We start from the raw sequence: 19,244 nt of genomic DNA on the forward strand, positions 1-19,244 counted from the left end.
TTTTCGTGTGTCCCACTACCCACGTTCTTTCACCACTGCCATTCACCGTGCGTGATGGTCTGCCCAAAGCGGAAATTCCGGGCTCGGGTCCGCTTCGTTTGACTCCCCCCACCAATTTTTGACAGACTCGCGGGCGACGCGCCCGGTCCGCGGGTGCATTTCCCGAGCAGTGCAACCCTCGCGCTGCGAACACGAAATCTTGAAGGATATTCATGACCACTCCCAACAGCGGTGACACCGTCACCATCGACTACGTACTCAAGCGCACCGACGGCGAAGAAGTCGGCAATACCCAGCAGGCCGGCCCGCAGGACATCACCATCGGCAGCGGCCAGATCTTTCCGCAGATCGAAGAAGCACTGACCGGCATGGCCGTTGGCGAAGAACAGAGCGTGTCGATCGATTGCGCCAATGCCTTCGGCCCGCGCCAGGATGCGCTGGTGATCGACATTCCGCGTGAAAACCTGCCGCCCGAACCCGCTCCGCAGCCCGGCATGGCCATGCAGGCGCAGGCGCAGGACGGTTCGCCCATGACGCTCTACATCGTCGAAGTCGGCGATCAGACGATCAAGGCCGATGGCAACCACCCGCTCGCAGGCGAAGATCTTACCTTCGACATTACCCTGCGCGATATCAAGCAGGCTGCCTGATCGATCCGGCCGGGCGGCGGCGCTCCAAGGCGAGCGCTGTGCCGCCCGGCCATGCCTTGAATCATTACGCGAGGTTCAGGTTATGCGGCCTCAAGATGAACGTAAGGTCGTCAAGTCGGTTCACTTACGGGTCAGCCCGTTGTGTTACATGTTGCGACATCGACAACAGCCGCAGGTGGTGGAGCGGCAGTACCGACGAAGGATTCGCTCCATGAAACTGACCAAATTGATGAAGGGCAGCGCGCTCGGCGCTCTCGCGGCGGCGATGGCGATCACCGCCCTCCCCGCCGAAGCCGTGGCACAATCCCGCGACCGGCAGGAACGCGCAGATCGCGGCGACCGTGGTAATCGCGGCGGCGATGCGCGCCAGCAGCGCGGCAATCGCGGTGAAGCCCGCCAGCGCGGCGAGGCTCGCCAGCAGCGCAGCGAACGTCGCGAACAGCGCCGTGAAGCATGGCAGGGCAATCGCGGCGATGCCACGATCAGCCGCGGCGACCGCAATTTCAATCGTGACAATCGTGGCTCCCAGCAGGCGCGCGAACAGGCCGCCCGCGCCCAGGCCGCCCGGGCGGAAGCACAGCAGCGCAATCGCAGCTACTCCGGCGATCGCAACCGTTCCTACACCGACCGCAACCGTGTCGACCGCCGCCAGGAAGCGCGGCGCGAGGCCTATCGCGACGGCCGCCGTGACGAACGTCGGCGGGACGTGCGCGAAGACCGCCGCATTCGCGACAATGCCTATCGCAACGGTCGTCAGGCCGAACGTCGCCGCGACCGGTATGAAGATCGCAACATCCGCCGCGATGGATACCGGGACGGTTACCGCGAAGCCCGCCGCGACCAGCGTCAGTCACGCTATTACGACGGCCGCCGCTGGCACGATTACAACCGCTGGGATTCGCGTGGCTGGCGCAACAACAACCGCTATGACTGGCAGCGCTACCGGCACAGCAACCGGAACGTCTATCGCCTCGGCCGCTATTACTCGCCCTATCGCGATTACCGCTACCGCCGCCTCAGCATCGGCTTCCAGCTGGGCAGCCTGTTCTTCGGCAGCCGGTATCAGATCAACGATCCGTGGCGCTATCGCCTGCCCGCCGTCTACGGCCCCTATCGCTGGGTCCGCTATTACGACGATGTGATGCTGGTCGATATCTACAGCGGCGAAGTGGTCGACGTGATCTACGACTTCTTCTGGTAACCGCCTTCCGCCGGCCGGCTTGAGAGTGGTCCGGTCGGCAATGAGGCCCCCGTCGAGTGATCGGCGGGGGCTTTTTCGTGGGCCTAGCCCGGTACCTTGCCGAAGGGCAGCATGCGGAAAATGCCGCCGTTCTTGTCGAAGAAAGTATGCTTCAGCGCGCCAAGAACATGCAGCGCGATCAGATAGATGAAGATCGATCCGCCCAGCGCGTGCATGTCGAAGATGGTGCCGCCCAGCGTCCTGTTCTCACCCACCGGAAGCTGCGGAATGGTGAACAGGCCGAAGAAATCGATGCTCCGTCCGGTCAGCGAATTGGCCAGCCAGCCGCCCAGTGGCAGCGCGATGAGCAGGATGTAGAAGATGACATGCACCGTGCGCGCCAGCGTCTTTTCCCATCCGGCAAGATCGGACGGAAGGGGCGGCACCTTGTGCGTGGAGCGCCACAGCAGCCGTCCCACGGTCAGCACCAGGATCGTGATGCCCACGGCCTTGTGATAACCCATGACCGTGCCGCGCATCGCGCCTTCGAAATCATGGGCACGTTCGACGATCTGCCAGTTGGCGATGACGAGTATGGCGATCAGCCAGTGAAATATCATCGCCCCTGCAGAATAGCGGCGCGCAGTCGTGTCGGTCATGGTCCATTCCCCCGGAACGTTTCACCCCTACCTACCGGGCGCGTGCAAACTGGCAAGTCACGTCTTGTCGCAGACGATGCGATTGCTACACGTCCCGCATGACTACCAAGACCGCCCCCGTTCCCGATCAGGATGCTCTGAAGCGCGTCGGCGCCAGAGTTCGCAAACGTCTCGATGCCGATCCGCAGGCCTACCGGGTCCCGACCGACAAGGCCGACATCTACGCCATCGGCGATTTCTTCACGCCGGAAGAATGCCAGCGCCTGATGCACATGATCGATGCCGTCGCCCGGCCCAGCCAGCTTCACGAAACGGCTTATGTGGCCAAGTTCCGCACCTCGTATTCAGGCAATTTCGATCCCCACGATCCCTTCGTCAAATCGATCTCGCGCCGCATCGACGATGCGCTCGGCCTGCCGGGAAAGGTGGGCGAGAATATCCAGGGCCAGCGCTATCTGCCGGGTCAGGAATTCAAGCCGCATAACGACTGGTTCTATACCGATCAGGAATATTGGAACATCGAACGCAAGCGTGGCGGCCAGCGTTGCTGGACCGCCATGGCCTTCCTCAACGAAGTCGAAGAAGGCGGCCACACCCACTTCGTCGAGGTTGGTGCCTCGATCGAACCCAAGCCCGGCGTGCTGCTGGTGTGGAACAACGCCACGCCCGAAGGCCTGCCGAATGAAGATACGCTCCACGCCGGAACGCCGGTCATCAAGGGTCAGAAATACGTGCTGACCAAATGGTACCGCACGCGCAAGCACACCTGAACCGTCAGGTCCCCGAGGCCCTGCCCCGGGCCGGAGCGACTATGCCTTCGCCAGCGCCTCGGCAATCAGCGTGCGGGTATTGGCCACGCCGTAAAGCGCGATGAAGCTGCCCATGCGCGGCCCCTGCTCGCTGCCCAGCAATGTCTGGTACAGCGCCTTGAACCAGTCGCGCAGGCTCTCGAACCCGTACTCCTCGCGCTTGCCGATTTCATAGACCTGCGTCTGCAAATCTTCCGCGCTCGTATCTTCGCTCGCATCGGCCAGATAGGCGTCGAGCGTGCGGAGCGCCTCCGCCTCGTTCGTGGTCGGTGCGCGCTTGTCGAGCGTGGGCACGATGTAATCGCGCGTATAGGCAACCGCAGTGCTGATCAGCACTTCCAGTTCCGGCGTAATCTGGCCTGCGCCGATATAGCTTTCCAGATAATCGCGCAGCGATGCCTCGCTCGCTTCGGCGCCCAGCACGCTGGCAAGGTTCAGCAGCAGTCCATAGGTCACCGGCAGGCTTTCGCCCGCCCCCGGTGCCTCGCTGCCTTCGAAGCCGCCATTGGCACGCGCAAGGTGCCACACCGGATTGCCCAGCTGCTTGTCCAGATCTTGTTCGGACAGACGTTCGCGGAACTGCCAGTAATCGTCCACCGCGCGCGGGATCACGCCAACATGAAGCTGCTTGGCGCTCTTGGGATTGGGGAAGATGTAGAAACCCAGGCTCTCTTCGCTGCCATAGGTCAGCCATTCCTCGATCGTAAGGCCGTTGCCCTTGGACTTGGAAATCTTCTCGCCCTTCTCGTCGAGGAAGAGTTCGTAGATCAGCCCCTCGGGCTTCTTGCCGCCCAGGACCTGCACGATCTTGCCCGACTGCGTGACGCTGTCGGTCAGGTCCTTGCCGCACATCTCGTAATCGACGCCCAGCGCATACCAGCGCATCGCCCAGTCGACCTTCCACTGCAGCTTGGACATCCCACCAAGTGCGGACTGCTCGACCACGCTGCCATCCTCGTCGGTGAAGCGGATCGTGCCAGCTTCGGCATCGACCACTTCCACCGGCACCTGCAACACCGCTCCCGTGGTCGGGCTGATGGGCAGGACAGGCGAATAGGTCTTGCGCCGTTCTTCGCGCAATGTCGGCAACATGATGTCGAGGATCGCGCCGTTCTTGCGCAGTACCTGCCGCAGGGCGTCGTCGAAAGCGCCCGAATTGTAGCGGTCGCTGGCGGACATGAACTCATATTCGAAACCGAACCGGTCGAGGAATTCGCGCAGCATCGCATTGTTGTGATGCGCAAAGCTTTCATGCGTGCCGAACGGATCCGGAATACGTGTCAGCGGCTTGCCCAGATTGGCTGCCAGCACGTCCTTGTTGGCGATATTGTCCGGCACCTTGCGCAGCCCGTCCATGTCGTCGCTGAAGGCGACAAGGCGCGTCTTGCCGTCTTCCGGCTTCGCACCGATCATGGCTTCGAAGGCGCGGCGCACCAGCGTGGTCCGCAGCACTTCCTGGAAAGTGCCGATATGCGGCAGACCGCTGGGTCCGTACCCGGTTTCGAACAGCACCGGCGAACCGTCCGGCTTGGCACCGTCGGGATAGCGTTTGAGCAGGCGCTGGGCCTCCTGAAACGGCCAGGCCTTGGAAACGCGTGCGGCGGTAATAAGATCGGTCATGCTCATGGCAGTTGCCTCTTGCCCAGTCGGATCGCGGTTGCAAGCGCGAAGGCGCGGGCGATCGACCAGTGCCGCGATCTGCAATTAGGCTTTACTGCTTGGAAAGGTGGGAGCAAGGGCGGCCGCCATGCTTCGCTTTCGCGATCCGATTCGATTGATCCCGGTGCTTTTTCTCGGGTTCATCATCGTTGGCACCGCCATACTCAGCCTGCCCCTTGCGACCGCGGACGGAACGCGCGCGCCGCTGCTCACGGCCTTCTTTACCGCTACCTCTGCAGTTTCCGTTACCGGCCTGATCGTAGAGGACACGCCCGTCTACTGGTCGCTTTTCGGCCAGACCGTAGTGATGATCCTGTTCCAGATCGGCGGCTTCGGCATCATGACAGCAGCGACCCTGTTTGGATTGATGGTCGGTCGCGGCTTCGGGCTGCGCGATCGCATGGCGACACAGGTGGAACGCAACCGGCTCGAAACGGGCGACGCTGCATCCGTGCTCAAGCTGGTCTTCAAGATCACCATCTACGTCGAAGCCGCCGTCGCCCTGGTGCTGGCGGCCCGCTTCGCCATCACGCACGGTATGTCCATCCCCGCCGCGATATGGCACGGGGTGTTCCATTCGGTCAGCGCCTTCAACAATGCCGGGTTCTCCAGCTTTTCCGACAGCGTGATGAGCTACCAGACCGACCCCGTCATACTGGGACCGATCATGCTTTCGGTCATTCTCACCGCGCTCGGTTTCCCGGTGATGCAGGACATCCGCCGGCACAAGCTGCGCTGGCGGCAATGGTCGCTTCATACCAAGATCACCGTATCGGGCACCGTGGCCCTGCTGCTGTTCGGCCTGGTTGCGACGGCAGCCATGGAATGGGACAATCCGGACACGCTCGGGCCGATGACAACGGGCGCGAAAATGCTGAACGCGGCATTCCATTCGGTCATGCCCCGCACGGCAGGTTTCAACAGCCTGGACGTCGGATCGTTTCACGACGAAACGATCATGGCGAATTATTTCCTGATGTTCGTGGGCGGCGGCAGCGCCGGTACCGCGGGCGGTATCAAGGTCACCACCTTCCTCGTCCTGTTTGCCATCGTCCTGTCGGAAGTGCTGGGTCGCCGCGATGCGGGCCTGTTCCAGCGCCGCTTCGGTCGGGCGGTCGAACGTCAGGCCCTTTCGGTCACCGTTCTGGCCGCCGCCCTCGTTTTCGCCGTGACCACCTACATCGCATCGATCAGCCCCCTTCCACTGGACGATATCCTGTTCGAATGCATATCGGCCTTTTCCACGGTAGGCCTGTCGACGGGTATTACCGCCGATCTGCCGCCCAGCGCGCTGATCGCTCTGTGCGCGCTCATGTTCATCGGGCGGGTGGGCACCATTACCGTGGCGACCGCACTGGCCCTGGGCGGCCGCGAGCGGCCCTATCGCTATCCCGAGGAGAACCCCATTGTCGGCTAAAACACGCAAACCCGTCCTGATTGTCGGTCTCGGCCGGTTCGGGGGCGCGATCGCCCGCACGCTCGAACGCATGGGCCATGAAGTTCTCGGCGCTGACACCGACCCGCGGCTGGTGCAGGAATTTGCCGGCGATCTGACCAAGGTGGTCGAAGCTGACTGCACCGAAGTGACTACGCTGGAACAGCTCGGCGTGTCCGATTTCGAAGCGGCCGTCGTTGCCATCGGCACGGATATCGAAGCCAGCGTACTGGCTGTCCTCGCGCTGTCGGATCTGGGTTTGACCAACATCTGGGCGAAAGCCACCAACGACAAGCACGCCCGCATTCTCGAACGCACGGGGGCGACTCATGTCGTGTTTCCCGAACAGCGCATGGGCGAACGCGTGGCGCACCTGCTGAACGAACGCCTGCTGGACTTCATCTCTTTTGGCGAGGAATTCGCCATTGCACGGCTCAAGGCTCCCGAACCGATCGTGGGTCTGCCATTGATCACCAGCCAGTGCCGCAAGAAGTTCGATGTAACGGTCGTGGGCGTGAAGCGGGAAGGCGAGAATTTCATTCACGCCGTCCCCGACACGATCATCTTCGAAGACGACGAACTCGTCGTCTCGGGCCGCATCGCCGATATCGAAAAGTTCTCGGCAATCTAGAATGCGGCAACTGGCACGCAAAAGGGACGCCCAACTCGGTAGTGGACGCCCCTTCCGCTGCGACACCTTTGAGGGTCGGGTGGGTTTTTAGGCCGTCGCAGGACGCCAGCCGCGCAGCTCAGGCCAGACATTGGTGTACTGGCTGAGATCGATGCCCGGCTTGCGATCGGTAAAGCGGGTACCCAGCGACTGCAGGATCAGACGGGCCCTCTTGGCGCGGGCCTTGTGCGAGGCGAAGGGGTTGGCGCGGTCCGGCTTCGCATCGATCATGCGCTTCAGCAGGCGATCGCGTTCCGCCGGATTGCGCGGTGCTTCGCTCGGCAGTTCGACAGCCACGTCCTTGTTGCTCGTCACGGGCGTGATCGGTTCTGCACGCATCGCCGGGGCAGGCTCGCTGTCATAAGTCGTCCCCACCGTTTCAGTGTCCCGGCTCAGCGGCTCGGCAACCACCGGCTGCTCGATGACGGGGACTTCCTCATCCCGCTTGCGGCGACGCGAACGGAACAGCAGGAATGCTGCAAGGCCGACACCGCCGACGGCCAGAAGGGCGAACAGCAGCGCAGCACCCGACCCATCGCTCACGGGATCCTGTACCGGCGTAAGCTCGGCGGCGGGCTGTGCACTTTCCGGAGCGGTCGCGGCGGCGAGCGGTTGCTGGTCGGCGGCCTCGGGCACGCTATTCGCGAACGGCGCTGCTGTAGCTTCTGCCTGCTGGGTGGCGGCGACCGGCGCTGGTGCTGGCGCTTCGCGAGTAGCCGCACGGGTCGTCTGCGTCGTCGCAACCGGTTCTGCCTCGTTCACGACTGGCGGCTCTGCCACCGGCTCGGGCTCGGGAAGCTGAACGGTGATCGGCGCGGGTACCGGCGATGTCGTCGCTACCGGCGCGGTCGACGGCACGACCGGCGCAGTCGATGCGGCAGGCGCTTCCTCGGGTATGTCGAGCACGATGGTCGGCGCTTCCTGGGCACCTGCTGCTGTGGTGTGGAGCGCGGCCATCGCGGCAATCGCAATGGGGGCGCTGGCGATCAAGTGGCGTGTCTTCTTCATGACTATAAAACGGGCATCTTTTCGCCACAGTTCCGATGAACGACCGTTCAGAAAACTCTATCCTCCTGATTTACGGCGCATAATTGAATCCGTTTCACGGCTAAGCGCCGACCAATCGCGACGAACCGAGCGCCCTTCGGCATAGTTCTGCCAGCTTCTGTTTACTTTTCGTTCCCTCCCTTTCATGGTCTTTCGGTGATCCAGCCCCTGCCTCTTCCCGCCCTTCACGCCAGCCACGCGGGCACCTGGCTGCGCGATGCGAATGGCGGTACGCGTGGCTGTTCGAAGGGCGAAGCCGTTATGGCCGCCGCCGACACGCCGCAATTGCTGATGAATGCGCCATTGGTCGCCAGTCGGCTGGGTTACCCCGACCTTTCCGGCCTCGATCTGCTGGAACTGTTCGCCTTTATCCACCCGGCCAGATTCTGCGTGCCGACCCCCAAAGGCCTCGCCCACGCGCTTTCACTGGACGAGCCGGTGGACGACGCATCGGTTCCGCTATTACTACAGCAGGCGGCAGGCGTGCTGATGGCCACTTGCGAAAGCGAAGACTGGGCCGAACGCGAAGGCGCATGGTCTTCGCTGCAATCTCTCGCACGACTGCGCTGGCCATGGGCCGGTGTTCTCTCGGCCCATATAAGAAGGCCGGAGCGGGCGGAAAAATGGCTCTTCAGCCGTCTGCCCGAATGGGAAGAAACGCCCGAGCGTCCCCAGCCCGCGCAAGTTTTGATCGAAGAGCCTGAGATCGAGGCCCAGCTTGCACGGCTGACCGGCGAAGGCGCCGAACAGCGTGAAGGCCAGCGGTCCTTCTCGCGCGGTGCGGGCCATGTCTTCGGGCCCCGGGACCGGCAAAAGCGCCCGCATGTGCTACTGGCGCAGGCCGGGACCGGCATCGGCAAGACGCTCGGCTATCTCGCTCCGGCGTCGCTGTGGGCGGAACGCTCCGGCGGGACGGTGTGGGTATCGACCTATACCAAGAACCTCCAGCGGCAGTTGCGGCGCGAAAGCAATCGCGCATGGCCGGCAGCGCGCCCGGACGGCTCACCGCCGGTCGTGGTGCGAAAGGGGAGGGAAAATTACCTTTGCCTGCTCAATCTGGAAGATGCGCTGCAAGGCGGGTTTGCCGGGCGCCCGGCAATCCTGGCCCATCTCGTGGCCCGCTGGGCAGCCTATTCGCAGGACGGCGACATGATCGGCGGCGACCTTCCCGGCTGGCTGGGTACGCTCTTCCGCAAACGCGGGATCGCGGCCCTGACGGACCAGCGCGGCGAATGCGTTTACGCCGGTTGCCCGCACTATCGGAAATGCTTCATCGAACGCAGCGCCAGGAATGCGGCGCAGGCGGATCTCGTGATTGCGAACCATGCGCTGGTGATGGTCAACGCAGCGCGCGGGCGCGATCCGGCCAGCCGTCCGACGCGGATCATCTTCGACGAAGGGCATCATGTTTTCGATGCCGCCGACAGCACGTTCTCCGCCGCGCTTACCGGGCAGGAAGCGATCGAACTGCGCCGCTGGATCATCGGCCCGGAAAAGAACAGCCGCGGCCGTCGCCGTGGGCTTTCGGCGCGGCTCGCCGATGTCGCAAGCTATGACGATGCAGGCGGCGTGGCCGTCGAAGCCGCAGTCGACGCCGCCCAGGCGCTACCGTCCGAAGGCTGGCTGGGACGTTTGGCCGAAGCTGCCCCCCTCGGCCCGCTCGAGGAATTGCTCGCTGCCGTGCGCACGACCACATTCGCGCGCGACGAAAGCGGATTGGAAGCGGGATACGGGATCGAAACCGAATGCGCGCAGCTGCCGGGCGAGCTTGTCGAGGCGGCCGGGACCGCCGCACAGGCGCTTGCCGCGATACGCACCCCCCTGCTGAAACTCGCCGGTCGTCTGGAAGCCATCATGGAAGACGCGCCCGACTGGCTCGATGGCCAGGGCCGCGCCCGGATCGAGGGGGCCCGCCACTCGCTCGCCTGGCGGATCGACCTCATCGCAGCCTGGGAAGCCCTGCTGTCGCGGCTGGGCGGTCCGGCGGACCCCGAATTCGTCGACTGGCTACAGGTCGACCGCAACGATGCCCGCGAATTCGACGTCGGGCTCTACCGTCACTGGCTCGATCCGATGAAGCCGTTCGCCCGGGTGGTGCTCGAACCGGCTCACGGGGTGATGCTGACCAGCGCCACCCTGACCGATCGCGACGAAACCGGGCCCGACTGGCCCCATGCCATCGCCAAGAGCGGCGCACCCCATCTCGAACTCGCTCCAAAGACAGCGCAGGCAGACAGCCCATTCGATTATGCCAGCCGTGCCGAAGTTCTGATCGTCACCGACATCCGGAAGGGCGACATTCCGGCGCTCGCCGGCGCCTACGCGCGGCTGATCGAGGCATCTGATGGCGGCGTGCTGGGCCTGTTCACTGCCATCCGCCGGATGCGCGCGGTCTATGGCCGCATCGCTGACCGGCTCGCCCGCACAGGCCTGCCGCTTTATGCCCAGCACGTCGACCCGATCGATACAGGCACGCTGACGGACATATTCCGGGACGATCCGCGCGCCAGCCTGCTCGGCACCGATGCGCTGCGCGACGGGGTCGACGTGCCCGGCCGGTCGCTGCGCTGCGTCGTGATGGAAAGCGTGCCCTGGCCGCGCCCCACCATTCTCCACCGCGCCCGCCGCGCTGCTGCCGCCGAGCAGGATGGCGGTGCGAAACGGTATGACGACCGGATCATTCGCGCACGCTTGGCGCAGGCTTTCGGGCGCCTGATCCGCACGCGCGAGGACTCCGGCCATTTCGTGGTCCTCTCTCCCGCATTCCCGACACGGCTGCTGTCGGCCTTCCCCGAAGGCACACCCGTCACGAGGCTGACACTCGAAGAAGCTTTACAGCGCGTGGCCAACGGTGTTGTTAGCCCCGAGCATTCGCCAGCGGAGAAGCAGCCTCAGTGAAGACGCACGCATGAAAATTCTCGGCCTGCTGCGCCATGCGAAGTCCGATTGGGGCCAGAGCGACAAGCGCGATTTCGACCGCGGCCTCAACACCCGTGGCCGCAAGGGCGCGCAGGTCGTGGGCGATCATATCCGCGAACATGGGATCAAGTGGGACAAGCTCGTCGCCAGTCCGGCAGAGCGGGTGAAGCTCACCCTGTCCGAAGGTATCCCCGATCTCGAACCGCAATGGGACGAACGGCTCTATCTCGCAGGAACGGACACCATCATGGAAGTGATCCGCGAGGCAGGCGGCGATGCCGACACGCTGCTCGTGTCGGGCCACAACCCCGGCCTTGGCGACATGCTGTTCGAACTGGTGGCTCCGAAAAACGAAAACGCCCTGTACGATGAAGCCAAGGTAAAATTTCCCACCGCCGCTTTCGCCGTGTTCGAACTCGACATCGAAGACTGGGCGGATCTGCGGGACGGCTGCGGGAAGCTGGTGCACTTCGCCCGCCCGCGCGACCTCGACGCCGATCTCGGACCGGAATACTGACCCGGCAGAGGCGTCGCGCGATCAGGCCGGCGTCGATATTTTCATGAGAACGAGCCCGCATACGATCAGGACGGCAGCCGTCACGCGGGCGAATGAAAACGCTTCGCCGAAATAGGCAATCCCGATGATGAAGGCCCCGAGCGCGCCGATCCCCGTCCAGATCGTATAGGCGGTTCCCAGCGGCAGCACCTTCATCGACCAGGCCAGCAGCCCGAAGCTCAGGATCATTCCAGCGATCATGGTGACGGTGGGCCAGAAGCGCGTGAAGCCTTCCGACTGCTTCATCGCGGTTGCCCAGACAATTTCGAAAAGCCCTGCGAAAAACAAAGCGAGCCACGCCATAACAGCCTCCTGAAATCGCCGGGCCGTCCCGGTCTTGAATGTCAGAGGCGGGAACGTGGTCTCCGCGTGGATTCGATACCTTCGGCTGTGCGCGGAATCAATACGGCTGACGGATTTGCCGGCTTTACCGCAGAACCCGCGGCCCCGGTCCGCCCTCGGCGGCAACGTCGTCGGGGTTGTACAGCTTGCAGGTCTTCAGGCTCAGGCATCCGCATCCGATACAGCCATCGAGATTGTCGCGGAGCGACTGGAGCTGGGCGATCCTGCGGTCGAGGCTCTCGCGAATGGCCTCGCTGATCTTCCACCAGTCGAAGCTCGACGGGGTCCGGCCCTGCGGTAGGCTGCGCAGATGTTCGCCTATCTCTTCGAGCGACAGGCCGAGCTTCTGCACAATGAGAATGAAGCTCAGCCGCCGGATATCGCTGCGCAGGAAGCGCCGCTGGTTACCGCCGGTACGATGCGACTGGAGAAGACCTTTATCCTCGTAAAAGCGTATCGCCGAGGGGGTGAGACCGGTCCGGCGCGCAAGGTCGCCGATGGTGAGCAGATCGTTCGGATTCATCGATTTCTCTGATAGGCGAATTGAAGCTTGACCTCAAGTAAGCTTGAGGTTGCATAGGGTGTGCATCGAAACCGCAGGCACTCGTCCGAACCCTGTTCGGGCGCCTGCCAAAAAGGAGATGCACAATGCCCATCGGACGGCTTGAACACACGAATATATCGGTCACGGACCCCGACCGCAGCGCCGCGCTGCTCATCGATCTGCTCGGCTGGGAAGAACGCTGGCGCGGCGAATCCAAGATGGGTGGACGCTCGATCCATGTGGGTGAGAAGCACGACTACATTGCCCTTTATACGGGCAATCACGTGACCGGCGACTTTGCGAAGGGCAATCCGCTCAATCACGTGGCGTTCACTGTCGACGATCTCGACGCGGCGGAGAAAGTCGTGACGTTCTACGGGCTCAAACCGTTCGGCCACGACGATTACGAACCGGGCCGGCGGTTCTACTTCTTCGATTGGGACGGGATCGAATTCGAGGTGGTCAGCTATGAATGAGCTGCTGCCCAGAGAGCCTATGTTCGCGCCACCTGAACCGCACCCGGTGCGCCGTGAAATCCAGCCATCGCGGCCAGAGGAACATCCTCGAACCGGCCGAGCCATCGGCGGGCCATTTTCGCCAGTGGCATCGGATTAAGATAGTGCCGCTTGCAGCGCCCGTCGCGTTCGGTAGCGACCAGTTCGGCCGCTTCGAGCACGGCGAGGTGCTTGGCCACCGCCTGCCGCGTCATCGGCAGATCTTCGGCCAGAGCAGAGAGCGTCAAGCCCCCCTTCTCGCTTAGTCGATCGAGCAGGAGCCGACGCGTTGGATCCGAAAGAGCGGCGAAGGTGTCGGTCATGCCCGCAAGGTTAAGAATGCCTTGCCGAGTCGCTCAATTCTCGCGCGGGAGTTGTCCACGGCAAGGATTCATCCGGGCAGGCCCTGCGTCTGCCGCAGCGCCTCGCCCAGAGCCATGCCCGCACTGGTGGCGAGATTGAGCGATCGGACCTCTGCCCGCATCGGCAATCGCACGCTCGCATCCACCACTGCGCGCACGGCATCGGTCACGCCTGCGCTTTCCTTGCCGAACAGCAGGACGTCGTCAGGGCGATAGGAAAAGTCGTAAGAAGACTGGGTCGCCCGCGTCGTGAAGAGGACAATACGAGCACCTGCGCGCGCTTTCCGGAATGCGGAGAAGTCCGCGTGGCGAATAATCTCGACGTGATCGATGTAATCCATGGCGGCGCGGCGAACCCGCCTGTCGTCCCAGTGGAACCCAAGCGGTTCGATCAGGTCGATGCCTGCGCCCATGCATGCGCCGAGGCGCATGACGTTGCCGACATTGCCCGCAATCTCGGGTTCGAACAGGGCAATACGCATAGGCGTTACAGCAGCCGCTGCATGGGCGCTGGCTCTCCGGCCCAAGGCTGATCGGTCCGCTCGATCACCAGATCGCCCGACCACGGCTCGCACAAGGCGCGCGCATCCGCGGGCGCACCGTCGATCCACACGGGCCACTCTTCCTCTCGCAGCAGCACGGGCATTCGCGTGTGCAGTTCGGCAGCGGCGGCCGCTGCATCGGTCATGACCATGGAATAGCAATGCCCCCATTCGTCGCTATCGCGCCATACGCCCGCTACGGCGAAAAGGTCCGCATCCGGACGCGACAGCCAGGTGCGGGTCTTGCCCCCTTTTGGGCCTTCGGCTTCGGCCCAGGCGGTAACGGGGATCAGGCAGCGCCGTTCTTCGAAGCTGTAGCGCCAGAAGAAACTGTCGAGCTTGTCGGTGCGCGTGTTGTTGACCGGCCTAGGCTTCAAGGGCTGACCGTTCTTGCCCTTGAGGACAAGAGGAAACCCCCAGGTCATCTGGCTGAGCATGCCTTCGGCCACCACGGCACCGGGATAGCCGGGAAATACCTCTTCGCCGAAATTTGCGCCGCCCAGATCGTTTACCGCCCTGAACAATCTGGCGACCTCGTCCCTGCCCTTGGTCATGCGGTAGAGGTTGCACATCAGGCATTGCCTACGACGAAGCACGCGGCAGCGACGAGCGCGCCGGTCCACCGATTGGCGCGGAAGCGATCCAGCGGATTGCCCGGCGCCTCTCCATCAAGCGTCGCAACCTGCCAGAGGAGATGTCCTGCTGCCGGCAGGAGCGCCAGCAGTGCAACCCAGTCTGCCCGGTAGAGCCAGAAGGCCAGCGCCCAAAGTGCCACGGCCGCAGCATAGCAGAATGCCACCCCGCCGCGCACTTTGGTACCCATACGCAAGGCGGAAGACCGAATGCCGACAAGCGCATCGTCTTCGCGATCCTGCATGGCATAGATCGTGTCATATCCGATGACCCACAGCGCCGCGCCGGCGTACATGGCGGCCAGCGCGTCCAGATTGTCTGCGCGCAACTGTGTCCAGCCGACCAGCAGTCCCCAGGTGAACACCATCCCCAGCCAGGCCTGCGGCCACCATGTGATGCGCTTCATGAACGGATATGCCGCCACCAGCAGGACACTGGCAAGTGCCACGCCCTGCGCGATCGGGCGCAGTTGCAGCAGCACCAGCAGTCCGACAGAGCCCAGAGCGCACAGCCAGCCCCATGCCAGTTTCTTCGAAACGCGCCCGCTCGCCACGGGCCGGGCAGCGGTGCGGGCCACCCTGCGATCCAGATCCGCATCGACGATGTCGTTATAGACGCAGCCTGCGCCGCGCATGGCGATGCTCCCGAGAAGGAGCCAGGCGACGAGTTCCAATTGCCAACCCGCCCCCGTCAGCCACACGCCCCAGGCGCAGGGCCAGAACAGCAGCCACCAGCCGATCGGCCGATCGAAACGCGCCAATTGCGCAAGATCGCGCGGCACTTGCGGCAGTCTCGCGACAATGCCGCGATGTTCGCTGTCGGGTACGACATCCATGTTGGCGGTTTCGCTCATCGCTTGCTCCCTAACCGCAGGCGTGCCACCTGCAAAGCCATGCCCGCAACACCAGAATGGCCGCCCAAATCCGCTCCTCGCCTTTTCGTCGAACAGGAACTGTCGTCGAAACAGCCTGTGCAGGTCGAAGGCAATCAGGCGCACTACCTTGCAAAGGTCATGCGCGTTTCGCCAGGCGACGCCGTGATTTTATGCGACGATATCAGCGGTGAATGGGCGGCAGAAGTGGTTGAGACCGGCAAACGCCATGTCCTGCTGCAGCCCACCGACCATCTGCGCCCGCGCGAGCCGGTGCCGGATTTCTGGCTTTGCGCGGCTCTGCTGAAAAAAGACCGGTTCGACATCGTCCTCGAAAAGGCGACCGAGCTCGGGGTCGCCCGCATTTCGCCCATCGTCACGCGGCGGTGCGTGGCGGACAAGCTGAATCCCGAGCGTGCCGATACGATCGTCACAGAAGCGGCTGAACAATGCGCCCGTACGGCGCTGCCCGAGATCGCTCCCGTCACGAAGCTCGACGCGCTGCTGCGTGACTGGCCGCAGGAACGGCACCTGTTCTTCGCCGACGAGGACGGGGGCGAGGCGGCTGCCGATGCTTTTTGCTATGCCGAAGGCCCCGCCGCCTTGCTGGTCGGTCCGGAAGGCGGCTTCGACGATGCGGAACGCGCCGCCATCCGTGCGCATCCAGCGTCTGTGGCGATCAGCCTCGGCCCGCGCATCCTGCGCGGCGAGACAGCAGCCATAGCGGGAATATCGGTCTGGATGGCCGAGGCAGGCGACTGGCTCGGCGAAGAATAATTTCCTTTCCACGCAAGGTTCGGTTTCCTATCGCAACCAGCATGAGCACGCGCGACACCTCCAGCAGTGAAGATCCCATCATCGAATCGCGCGACCAGCTCGTCGCGCCGATGGCCGGTGGGGAGAAACCGAAAGACGCCTGGCGGATCGGTACGGAGCATGAAAAGCTCGTCTACTGTCGCAAGACGTTCAAGGCGCCGTCATATGACGAGCCAGGAGGTATTCGGGATATCCTGCTGAGTTTGCGGGAGTTCGGCTGGGAGCCCGTCGAAGAAGGCGGCAAGGTTATCGCCATGCGCGGCGACGACGGGACCGTAAGCCTTGAACCGGCGGGACAGCTCGAACTGTCCGGCGCTCCGCTTGAAAACCTTCACGAAACCTGTGCTGAAACTGGGCGCCATCTCGATCAGGTCAAACAAGTCGGCGAACGGTTCGGTGTCGGTTTCCTGGGCCTCGGCATGTGGCCCGACAAGACACGCGAAGATCTGCCGATCATGCCCAAGGGCCGCTACGACATCATGCTTCGGCACATGCCGCGCGTCGGCAGCCTCGGCCTCGACATGATGCTGCGTACCTGCACCATCCAGGTAAACCTCGACTATTCGAGCGAGGCGGACATGGCGCACAAGTTTCGCACCAGCCTGGCCCTTCAGCCGCTCGCCACGGCACTGTTTGCCAATTCGCCCTTCACCGAAGGCAAGCCCAACGGGTACCTGTCCTTTCGCAGCCATATCTGGAGCGATACCGATCCGCATCGTACCGGCATGCTGCCCTTCGTGTTCGAAGACGGCTTTGGTTATGAACGCTGGGTCGATTACATGCTCGACGTGCCGATGTATTTCGTCTTCCGTGATGGGAAATACATCGATGCCGCCGGCCTCAGTTTCCGCGATTTCCTCGACGGCAAGCTGTCGGTTCTGCCGGGCGAAAAGCCGACGCAGAGCGACTGGTGGGATCACCTCTCGACCGCATTTCCCGAAGTCCGCCTCAAGAGCTTCCTGGAAATGCGCGGCGCCGATGGCGGCCCGTGGAGCCGGATCTGTGCCCTCCCCGCATTCTGGGTGGGCCTGCTCTATGAACAGAGCTCGCTCGATGCGGCTTGGGATCTCGTCAAGGACTGGACCGTGGAAGAACGGGAAGACCTGCGCAATGCCGTGCCCAAACTGGCGCTCGACGCGCCGATCCCGGGCGGTGGCACATTGCGCGACCTTGCAAGGCAGGTGCTTCCCATTGCCCGCTCCGGTCTTGCCAAGCGGGCGCGCCTCAACTCCTCCGGCGATAATGAAACGGGCTTTCTGGAAACGCTGGACGAAATCGTGGCCAGCGGCAGAGTGCCGGCTCAGGTCCTGCTGAACCGCTATCATGGTGAATGGGGCGAAGACATCAGCCGCGTTTACAAATACAGCTTCTGACAAGCCTGGGAGAACGGCAATGATCCAGATCAACGGAATGATTAAGCTGGGTCGCCCGCTCGACGCCGCAACGCGCAAGGCACTGGTCGAGATGGTGCGCGCCAGCCGCGCAGAGGACGGGTGCATCGATTACAGCTTCGCCAGCGATCTTGCAGACCCCGATACGCTGGTCCTGTTCGAACGGTGGCGCGATCAGCAGGCGCTGGATGCGCATGGCAAATCTGCCCATATGGAACAGTTCCGTCAGGTGATGGCGGCCAACCCGCCGGAAAAGCGCGATCTGCGTATGTACCAGACCGACGACGGCCAGCCGCTCGGGTAATTATCAGGTCGCTTCCACCGAAATCGCGGGGCGCGGCCTGAAGCGGTTCCACAATTTGGTCAGCGGCGCGGTTATCAGGCCGTTATGCGCCATCCACGCGTAATATTCCCGATACTTCGGATCTTCGGCCAAGAGGTGCGCCTCCTCCGTCTTGGCGCGCCAGAAGTAGATGCCGTTCACGACCAGCAGAAAGAAGCTGTTGCGTATCGCCTCAACCGGCGAACCCGTGGTGACGAGAAACGGCAGGACGGAACACCACCAGAAGAGGTTCTTCGACAGATAGGCGGGATGGCGCGTGAAGCGATAGGGGCCGTTCGTCAGCACGCCGCGATAGGTGAGATTGGAAAACCGAAGCCCGAAAGCAAAGGTGGCCCAGGCATAAATGCCCGTAAGCAGGACCAGCACCCCGCCCCACACGGCGATCAGAGTATCGTGGCCCGCAAGCCAGTGGAGCCAACCTGCCGCGTTCTGTTCGTAATTGATCGCCCTGCCGTCACCCAGAATGCCCCATACCAGGGGTGGATAGCAGATCAGTGCAGCGGCCCACCCTGCTAGCAGGGGATTGCCCGACCGGATATGCGCATCGAGCGGCCGCATCGTGACGATGTATCCGACCGTGCCGATCATCACATCGATCATGAACATCGCTTCGATAGCCGTCAGCACCACCCGTTCCGGCCGCGCCGTGACTTCCGCGATGTCAGCTGTCACAACCGTGCGGAAAGCGAACGGAATGATCGAAATCATGAAGGCGGTGAAGAAGGCCTTGATGCTCCACGCGCGCCAGTGCTTCTTGATTTCTTCCGCGTCCCAGCCGGGCCGCATCAGCAAAAGGGCGCCGAAATGCCAGGTGTGATCGCGTTGCTTTACCAGCGCGCGGTCAATCCAGAAGATGTACGGCAGGGACAGCACCACAAGCGGGATGGCGGCGTAAGCAAGCACCTGTATCGAAAAGACGTACTGACCGTCCCAGTACCACCGGCACAGACAATACAGACAGGCGATGATGGCCCATGTCGCCCATAACCCGGCCAGTTTGACCAGGGTTACACCGCGATCCGGCTTTCGGCTGCGTACCAGCGACCAGTCGAGCCCGGTCGAAGGGCGTCGATGGACCTTATCGACCAGAACGGACCACGCTGCCATGGGCAGCGCGGCCGCCAGCAAGCCGACCAATGCGGAATTGGGACCGCCCAATGTCTCACGCGGGACGGCTAGATCGAAAGCCGCGGCGATGTCCGGAAAGGATCGGGCGAAAACGACCCAGCCAAGCAGGCCTGCAAGCCCCACCAACCCGACGGCCGAGGAGACGTCGCTCTTCGGCCGGGTGGGTGGTGCTGGCGCTATCGCAGTCATGACCC

Annotated in this window: 21 protein-coding genes; 11 read left to right on the forward strand and 10 right to left on the reverse strand. The window is 63.2% G+C overall.

The window, feature by feature from the left end:
- The first annotated feature begins 212 nt into the window (after window positions 1–212).
- On the forward strand, window positions 213–650 hold the full coding sequence (locus tag KYK83_RS16110; protein WP_196845835.1) for an FKBP-type peptidyl-prolyl cis-trans isomerase: 438 nt from the start codon (window positions 213–215) through the stop codon (window positions 648–650).
- A gap of 211 nt (window positions 651–861) precedes the next feature.
- Window positions 862–1,851, forward strand: a complete 990-nt coding sequence (locus KYK83_RS16115) for an RcnB family protein (RefSeq protein WP_248284526.1) — start codon at window positions 862–864, stop codon at window positions 1,849–1,851.
- A gap of 83 nt (window positions 1,852–1,934) precedes the next feature.
- Here KYK83_RS16115 and KYK83_RS16120 read toward each other — a convergent pair whose 3' ends face one another.
- A complete protein-coding gene (locus KYK83_RS16120; protein ID WP_222828997.1) occupies window positions 1,935–2,489 on the reverse strand; it encodes a cytochrome b in 555 nt (184 codons plus the stop codon).
- Window positions 2,490–2,587: 98 nt separating this feature from the next.
- Here KYK83_RS16120 and KYK83_RS16125 point away from each other — a divergent pair, with 98 nt between their 5' ends.
- A complete protein-coding gene (locus KYK83_RS16125; RefSeq protein WP_103024389.1) occupies window positions 2,588–3,259 on the forward strand; it encodes a prolyl hydroxylase family protein in 672 nt (223 codons plus the stop codon).
- Between the two features lie 39 nt (window positions 3,260–3,298).
- On the opposite strand, the gene KYK83_RS16130 is transcribed toward KYK83_RS16125, so the two are convergent.
- A complete protein-coding gene (locus tag KYK83_RS16130) occupies window positions 3,299–4,924 on the reverse strand; it encodes a lysine--tRNA ligase (RefSeq protein ID WP_222828998.1) in 1,626 nt (541 codons plus the stop codon).
- Between the two features lie 121 nt (window positions 4,925–5,045).
- On the opposite strand from KYK83_RS16130, the gene KYK83_RS16135 reads away from it, so the two are divergent.
- The gene (locus KYK83_RS16135) at window positions 5,046–6,374 is read left to right on the forward strand and encodes a TrkH family potassium uptake protein (protein WP_103024388.1); all 1,329 of its coding nucleotides are present in this window, start codon (window positions 5,046–5,048) and stop codon (window positions 6,372–6,374) included.
- A complete protein-coding gene (locus KYK83_RS16140; protein ID WP_234003214.1) occupies window positions 6,364–7,023 on the forward strand; it encodes a potassium channel family protein in 660 nt (219 codons plus the stop codon). The genes KYK83_RS16135 and KYK83_RS16140 overlap by 11 nt, the downstream gene beginning before the upstream one ends.
- Before the next feature lie 87 nt (window positions 7,024–7,110).
- Here the strand turns inward: KYK83_RS16140 and KYK83_RS16145 are convergent, their stop codons facing one another.
- Window positions 7,111–8,070 (reverse strand): hypothetical protein, encoded by a 960-nt coding sequence (locus tag KYK83_RS16145; protein WP_222828999.1) that lies wholly within the window; start codon window positions 8,068–8,070, stop codon window positions 7,111–7,113.
- Window positions 8,071–8,268: 198 nt separating this feature from the next.
- On the opposite strand from KYK83_RS16145, the gene KYK83_RS16150 reads away from it, so the two are divergent.
- Window positions 8,269–11,007, forward strand: a complete 2,739-nt coding sequence (locus tag KYK83_RS16150) for an ATP-dependent DNA helicase (protein ID WP_222829019.1) — start codon at window positions 8,269–8,271, stop codon at window positions 11,005–11,007.
- Window positions 11,008–11,017: 10 nt separating this feature from the next.
- Entirely contained in the window at window positions 11,018–11,545 is a 528-nt protein-coding gene (locus KYK83_RS16155; protein ID WP_196845833.1) for a SixA phosphatase family protein, read from the forward strand.
- A gap of 21 nt (window positions 11,546–11,566) precedes the next feature.
- Here the strand turns inward: KYK83_RS16155 and KYK83_RS16160 are convergent, their stop codons facing one another.
- Window positions 11,567–11,887, reverse strand: coding sequence for a DMT family transporter (locus KYK83_RS16160; RefSeq protein WP_196845832.1), 321 nt, complete (start codon window positions 11,885–11,887; stop codon window positions 11,567–11,569).
- Between the two features lie 124 nt (window positions 11,888–12,011).
- A complete protein-coding gene (soxR, locus tag KYK83_RS16165; protein ID WP_103024384.1) occupies window positions 12,012–12,449 on the reverse strand; it encodes a redox-sensitive transcriptional activator SoxR in 438 nt (145 codons plus the stop codon).
- A 125-nt stretch (window positions 12,450–12,574) separates the two neighbouring features.
- Here soxR and KYK83_RS16170 point away from each other — a divergent pair, with 125 nt between their 5' ends.
- Window positions 12,575–12,946 carry a VOC family protein gene (locus tag KYK83_RS16170; protein WP_222829000.1) on the forward strand — a complete coding sequence of 124 codons (372 nt, stop codon included), beginning with the start codon at window positions 12,575–12,577 and terminating at the stop codon, window positions 12,944–12,946.
- A 17-nt stretch (window positions 12,947–12,963) separates the two neighbouring features.
- On the opposite strand, the gene KYK83_RS16175 is transcribed toward KYK83_RS16170, so the two are convergent.
- The 4 genes from KYK83_RS16175 to ubiA all read right to left on the reverse strand — a co-directional run bounded on the left by KYK83_RS16175 (window position 12,964) and on the right by ubiA (window position 15,354).
- Window positions 12,964–13,287, reverse strand: a complete 324-nt coding sequence (locus KYK83_RS16175) for an ArsR/SmtB family transcription factor (protein ID WP_103024382.1) — start codon at window positions 13,285–13,287, stop codon at window positions 12,964–12,966.
- 68 nt (window positions 13,288–13,355) lie between these two features.
- Window positions 13,356–13,808 (reverse strand): tRNA (cytidine(34)-2'-O)-methyltransferase, encoded by a 453-nt coding sequence (locus tag KYK83_RS16180; RefSeq protein WP_222829001.1) that lies wholly within the window; start codon window positions 13,806–13,808, stop codon window positions 13,356–13,358.
- 5 nt (window positions 13,809–13,813) lie between these two features.
- On the reverse strand, window positions 13,814–14,440 hold the full coding sequence (locus KYK83_RS16185; RefSeq protein ID WP_222829002.1) for an SOS response-associated peptidase: 627 nt from the start codon (window positions 14,438–14,440) through the stop codon (window positions 13,814–13,816).
- A complete protein-coding gene (ubiA, locus tag KYK83_RS16190; RefSeq protein WP_222829003.1) occupies window positions 14,440–15,354 on the reverse strand; it encodes a 4-hydroxybenzoate octaprenyltransferase in 915 nt (304 codons plus the stop codon). The genes KYK83_RS16185 and ubiA overlap by 1 nt, the downstream gene beginning before the upstream one ends.
- Before the next feature lie 39 nt (window positions 15,355–15,393).
- Between ubiA and KYK83_RS16195 the strand changes: the two genes are divergently transcribed.
- From KYK83_RS16195 to KYK83_RS16205, 3 genes are read left to right on the forward strand one after another with little or no spacing between them, the layout of a single operon-like run.
- Entirely contained in the window at window positions 15,394–16,149 is a 756-nt protein-coding gene (locus tag KYK83_RS16195) for a 16S rRNA (uracil(1498)-N(3))-methyltransferase (RefSeq protein ID WP_222829004.1), read from the forward strand.
- Window positions 16,150–16,190: 41 nt separating this feature from the next.
- Entirely contained in the window at window positions 16,191–17,561 is a 1,371-nt protein-coding gene (locus tag KYK83_RS16200) for a glutamate--cysteine ligase (protein ID WP_222829005.1), read from the forward strand.
- Window positions 17,562–17,580: 19 nt separating this feature from the next.
- Window positions 17,581–17,883, forward strand: a complete 303-nt coding sequence (locus KYK83_RS16205; protein ID WP_103024376.1) for a putative quinol monooxygenase — start codon at window positions 17,581–17,583, stop codon at window positions 17,881–17,883.
- 3 nt (window positions 17,884–17,886) lie between these two features.
- Here KYK83_RS16205 and KYK83_RS16210 read toward each other — a convergent pair whose 3' ends face one another.
- The gene (locus KYK83_RS16210) at window positions 17,887–19,239 is read right to left on the reverse strand and encodes a methyltransferase family protein (RefSeq protein WP_222829006.1); all 1,353 of its coding nucleotides are present in this window, start codon (window positions 19,237–19,239) and stop codon (window positions 17,887–17,889) included.
- Between the last annotated feature and the right edge of the window lie 5 nt (window positions 19,240–19,244).

This window comes from Qipengyuania pacifica (genome assembly GCF_019857205.1).
Classification (GTDB): domain Bacteria; phylum Pseudomonadota; class Alphaproteobacteria; order Sphingomonadales; family Sphingomonadaceae; genus Qipengyuania; species Qipengyuania pacifica.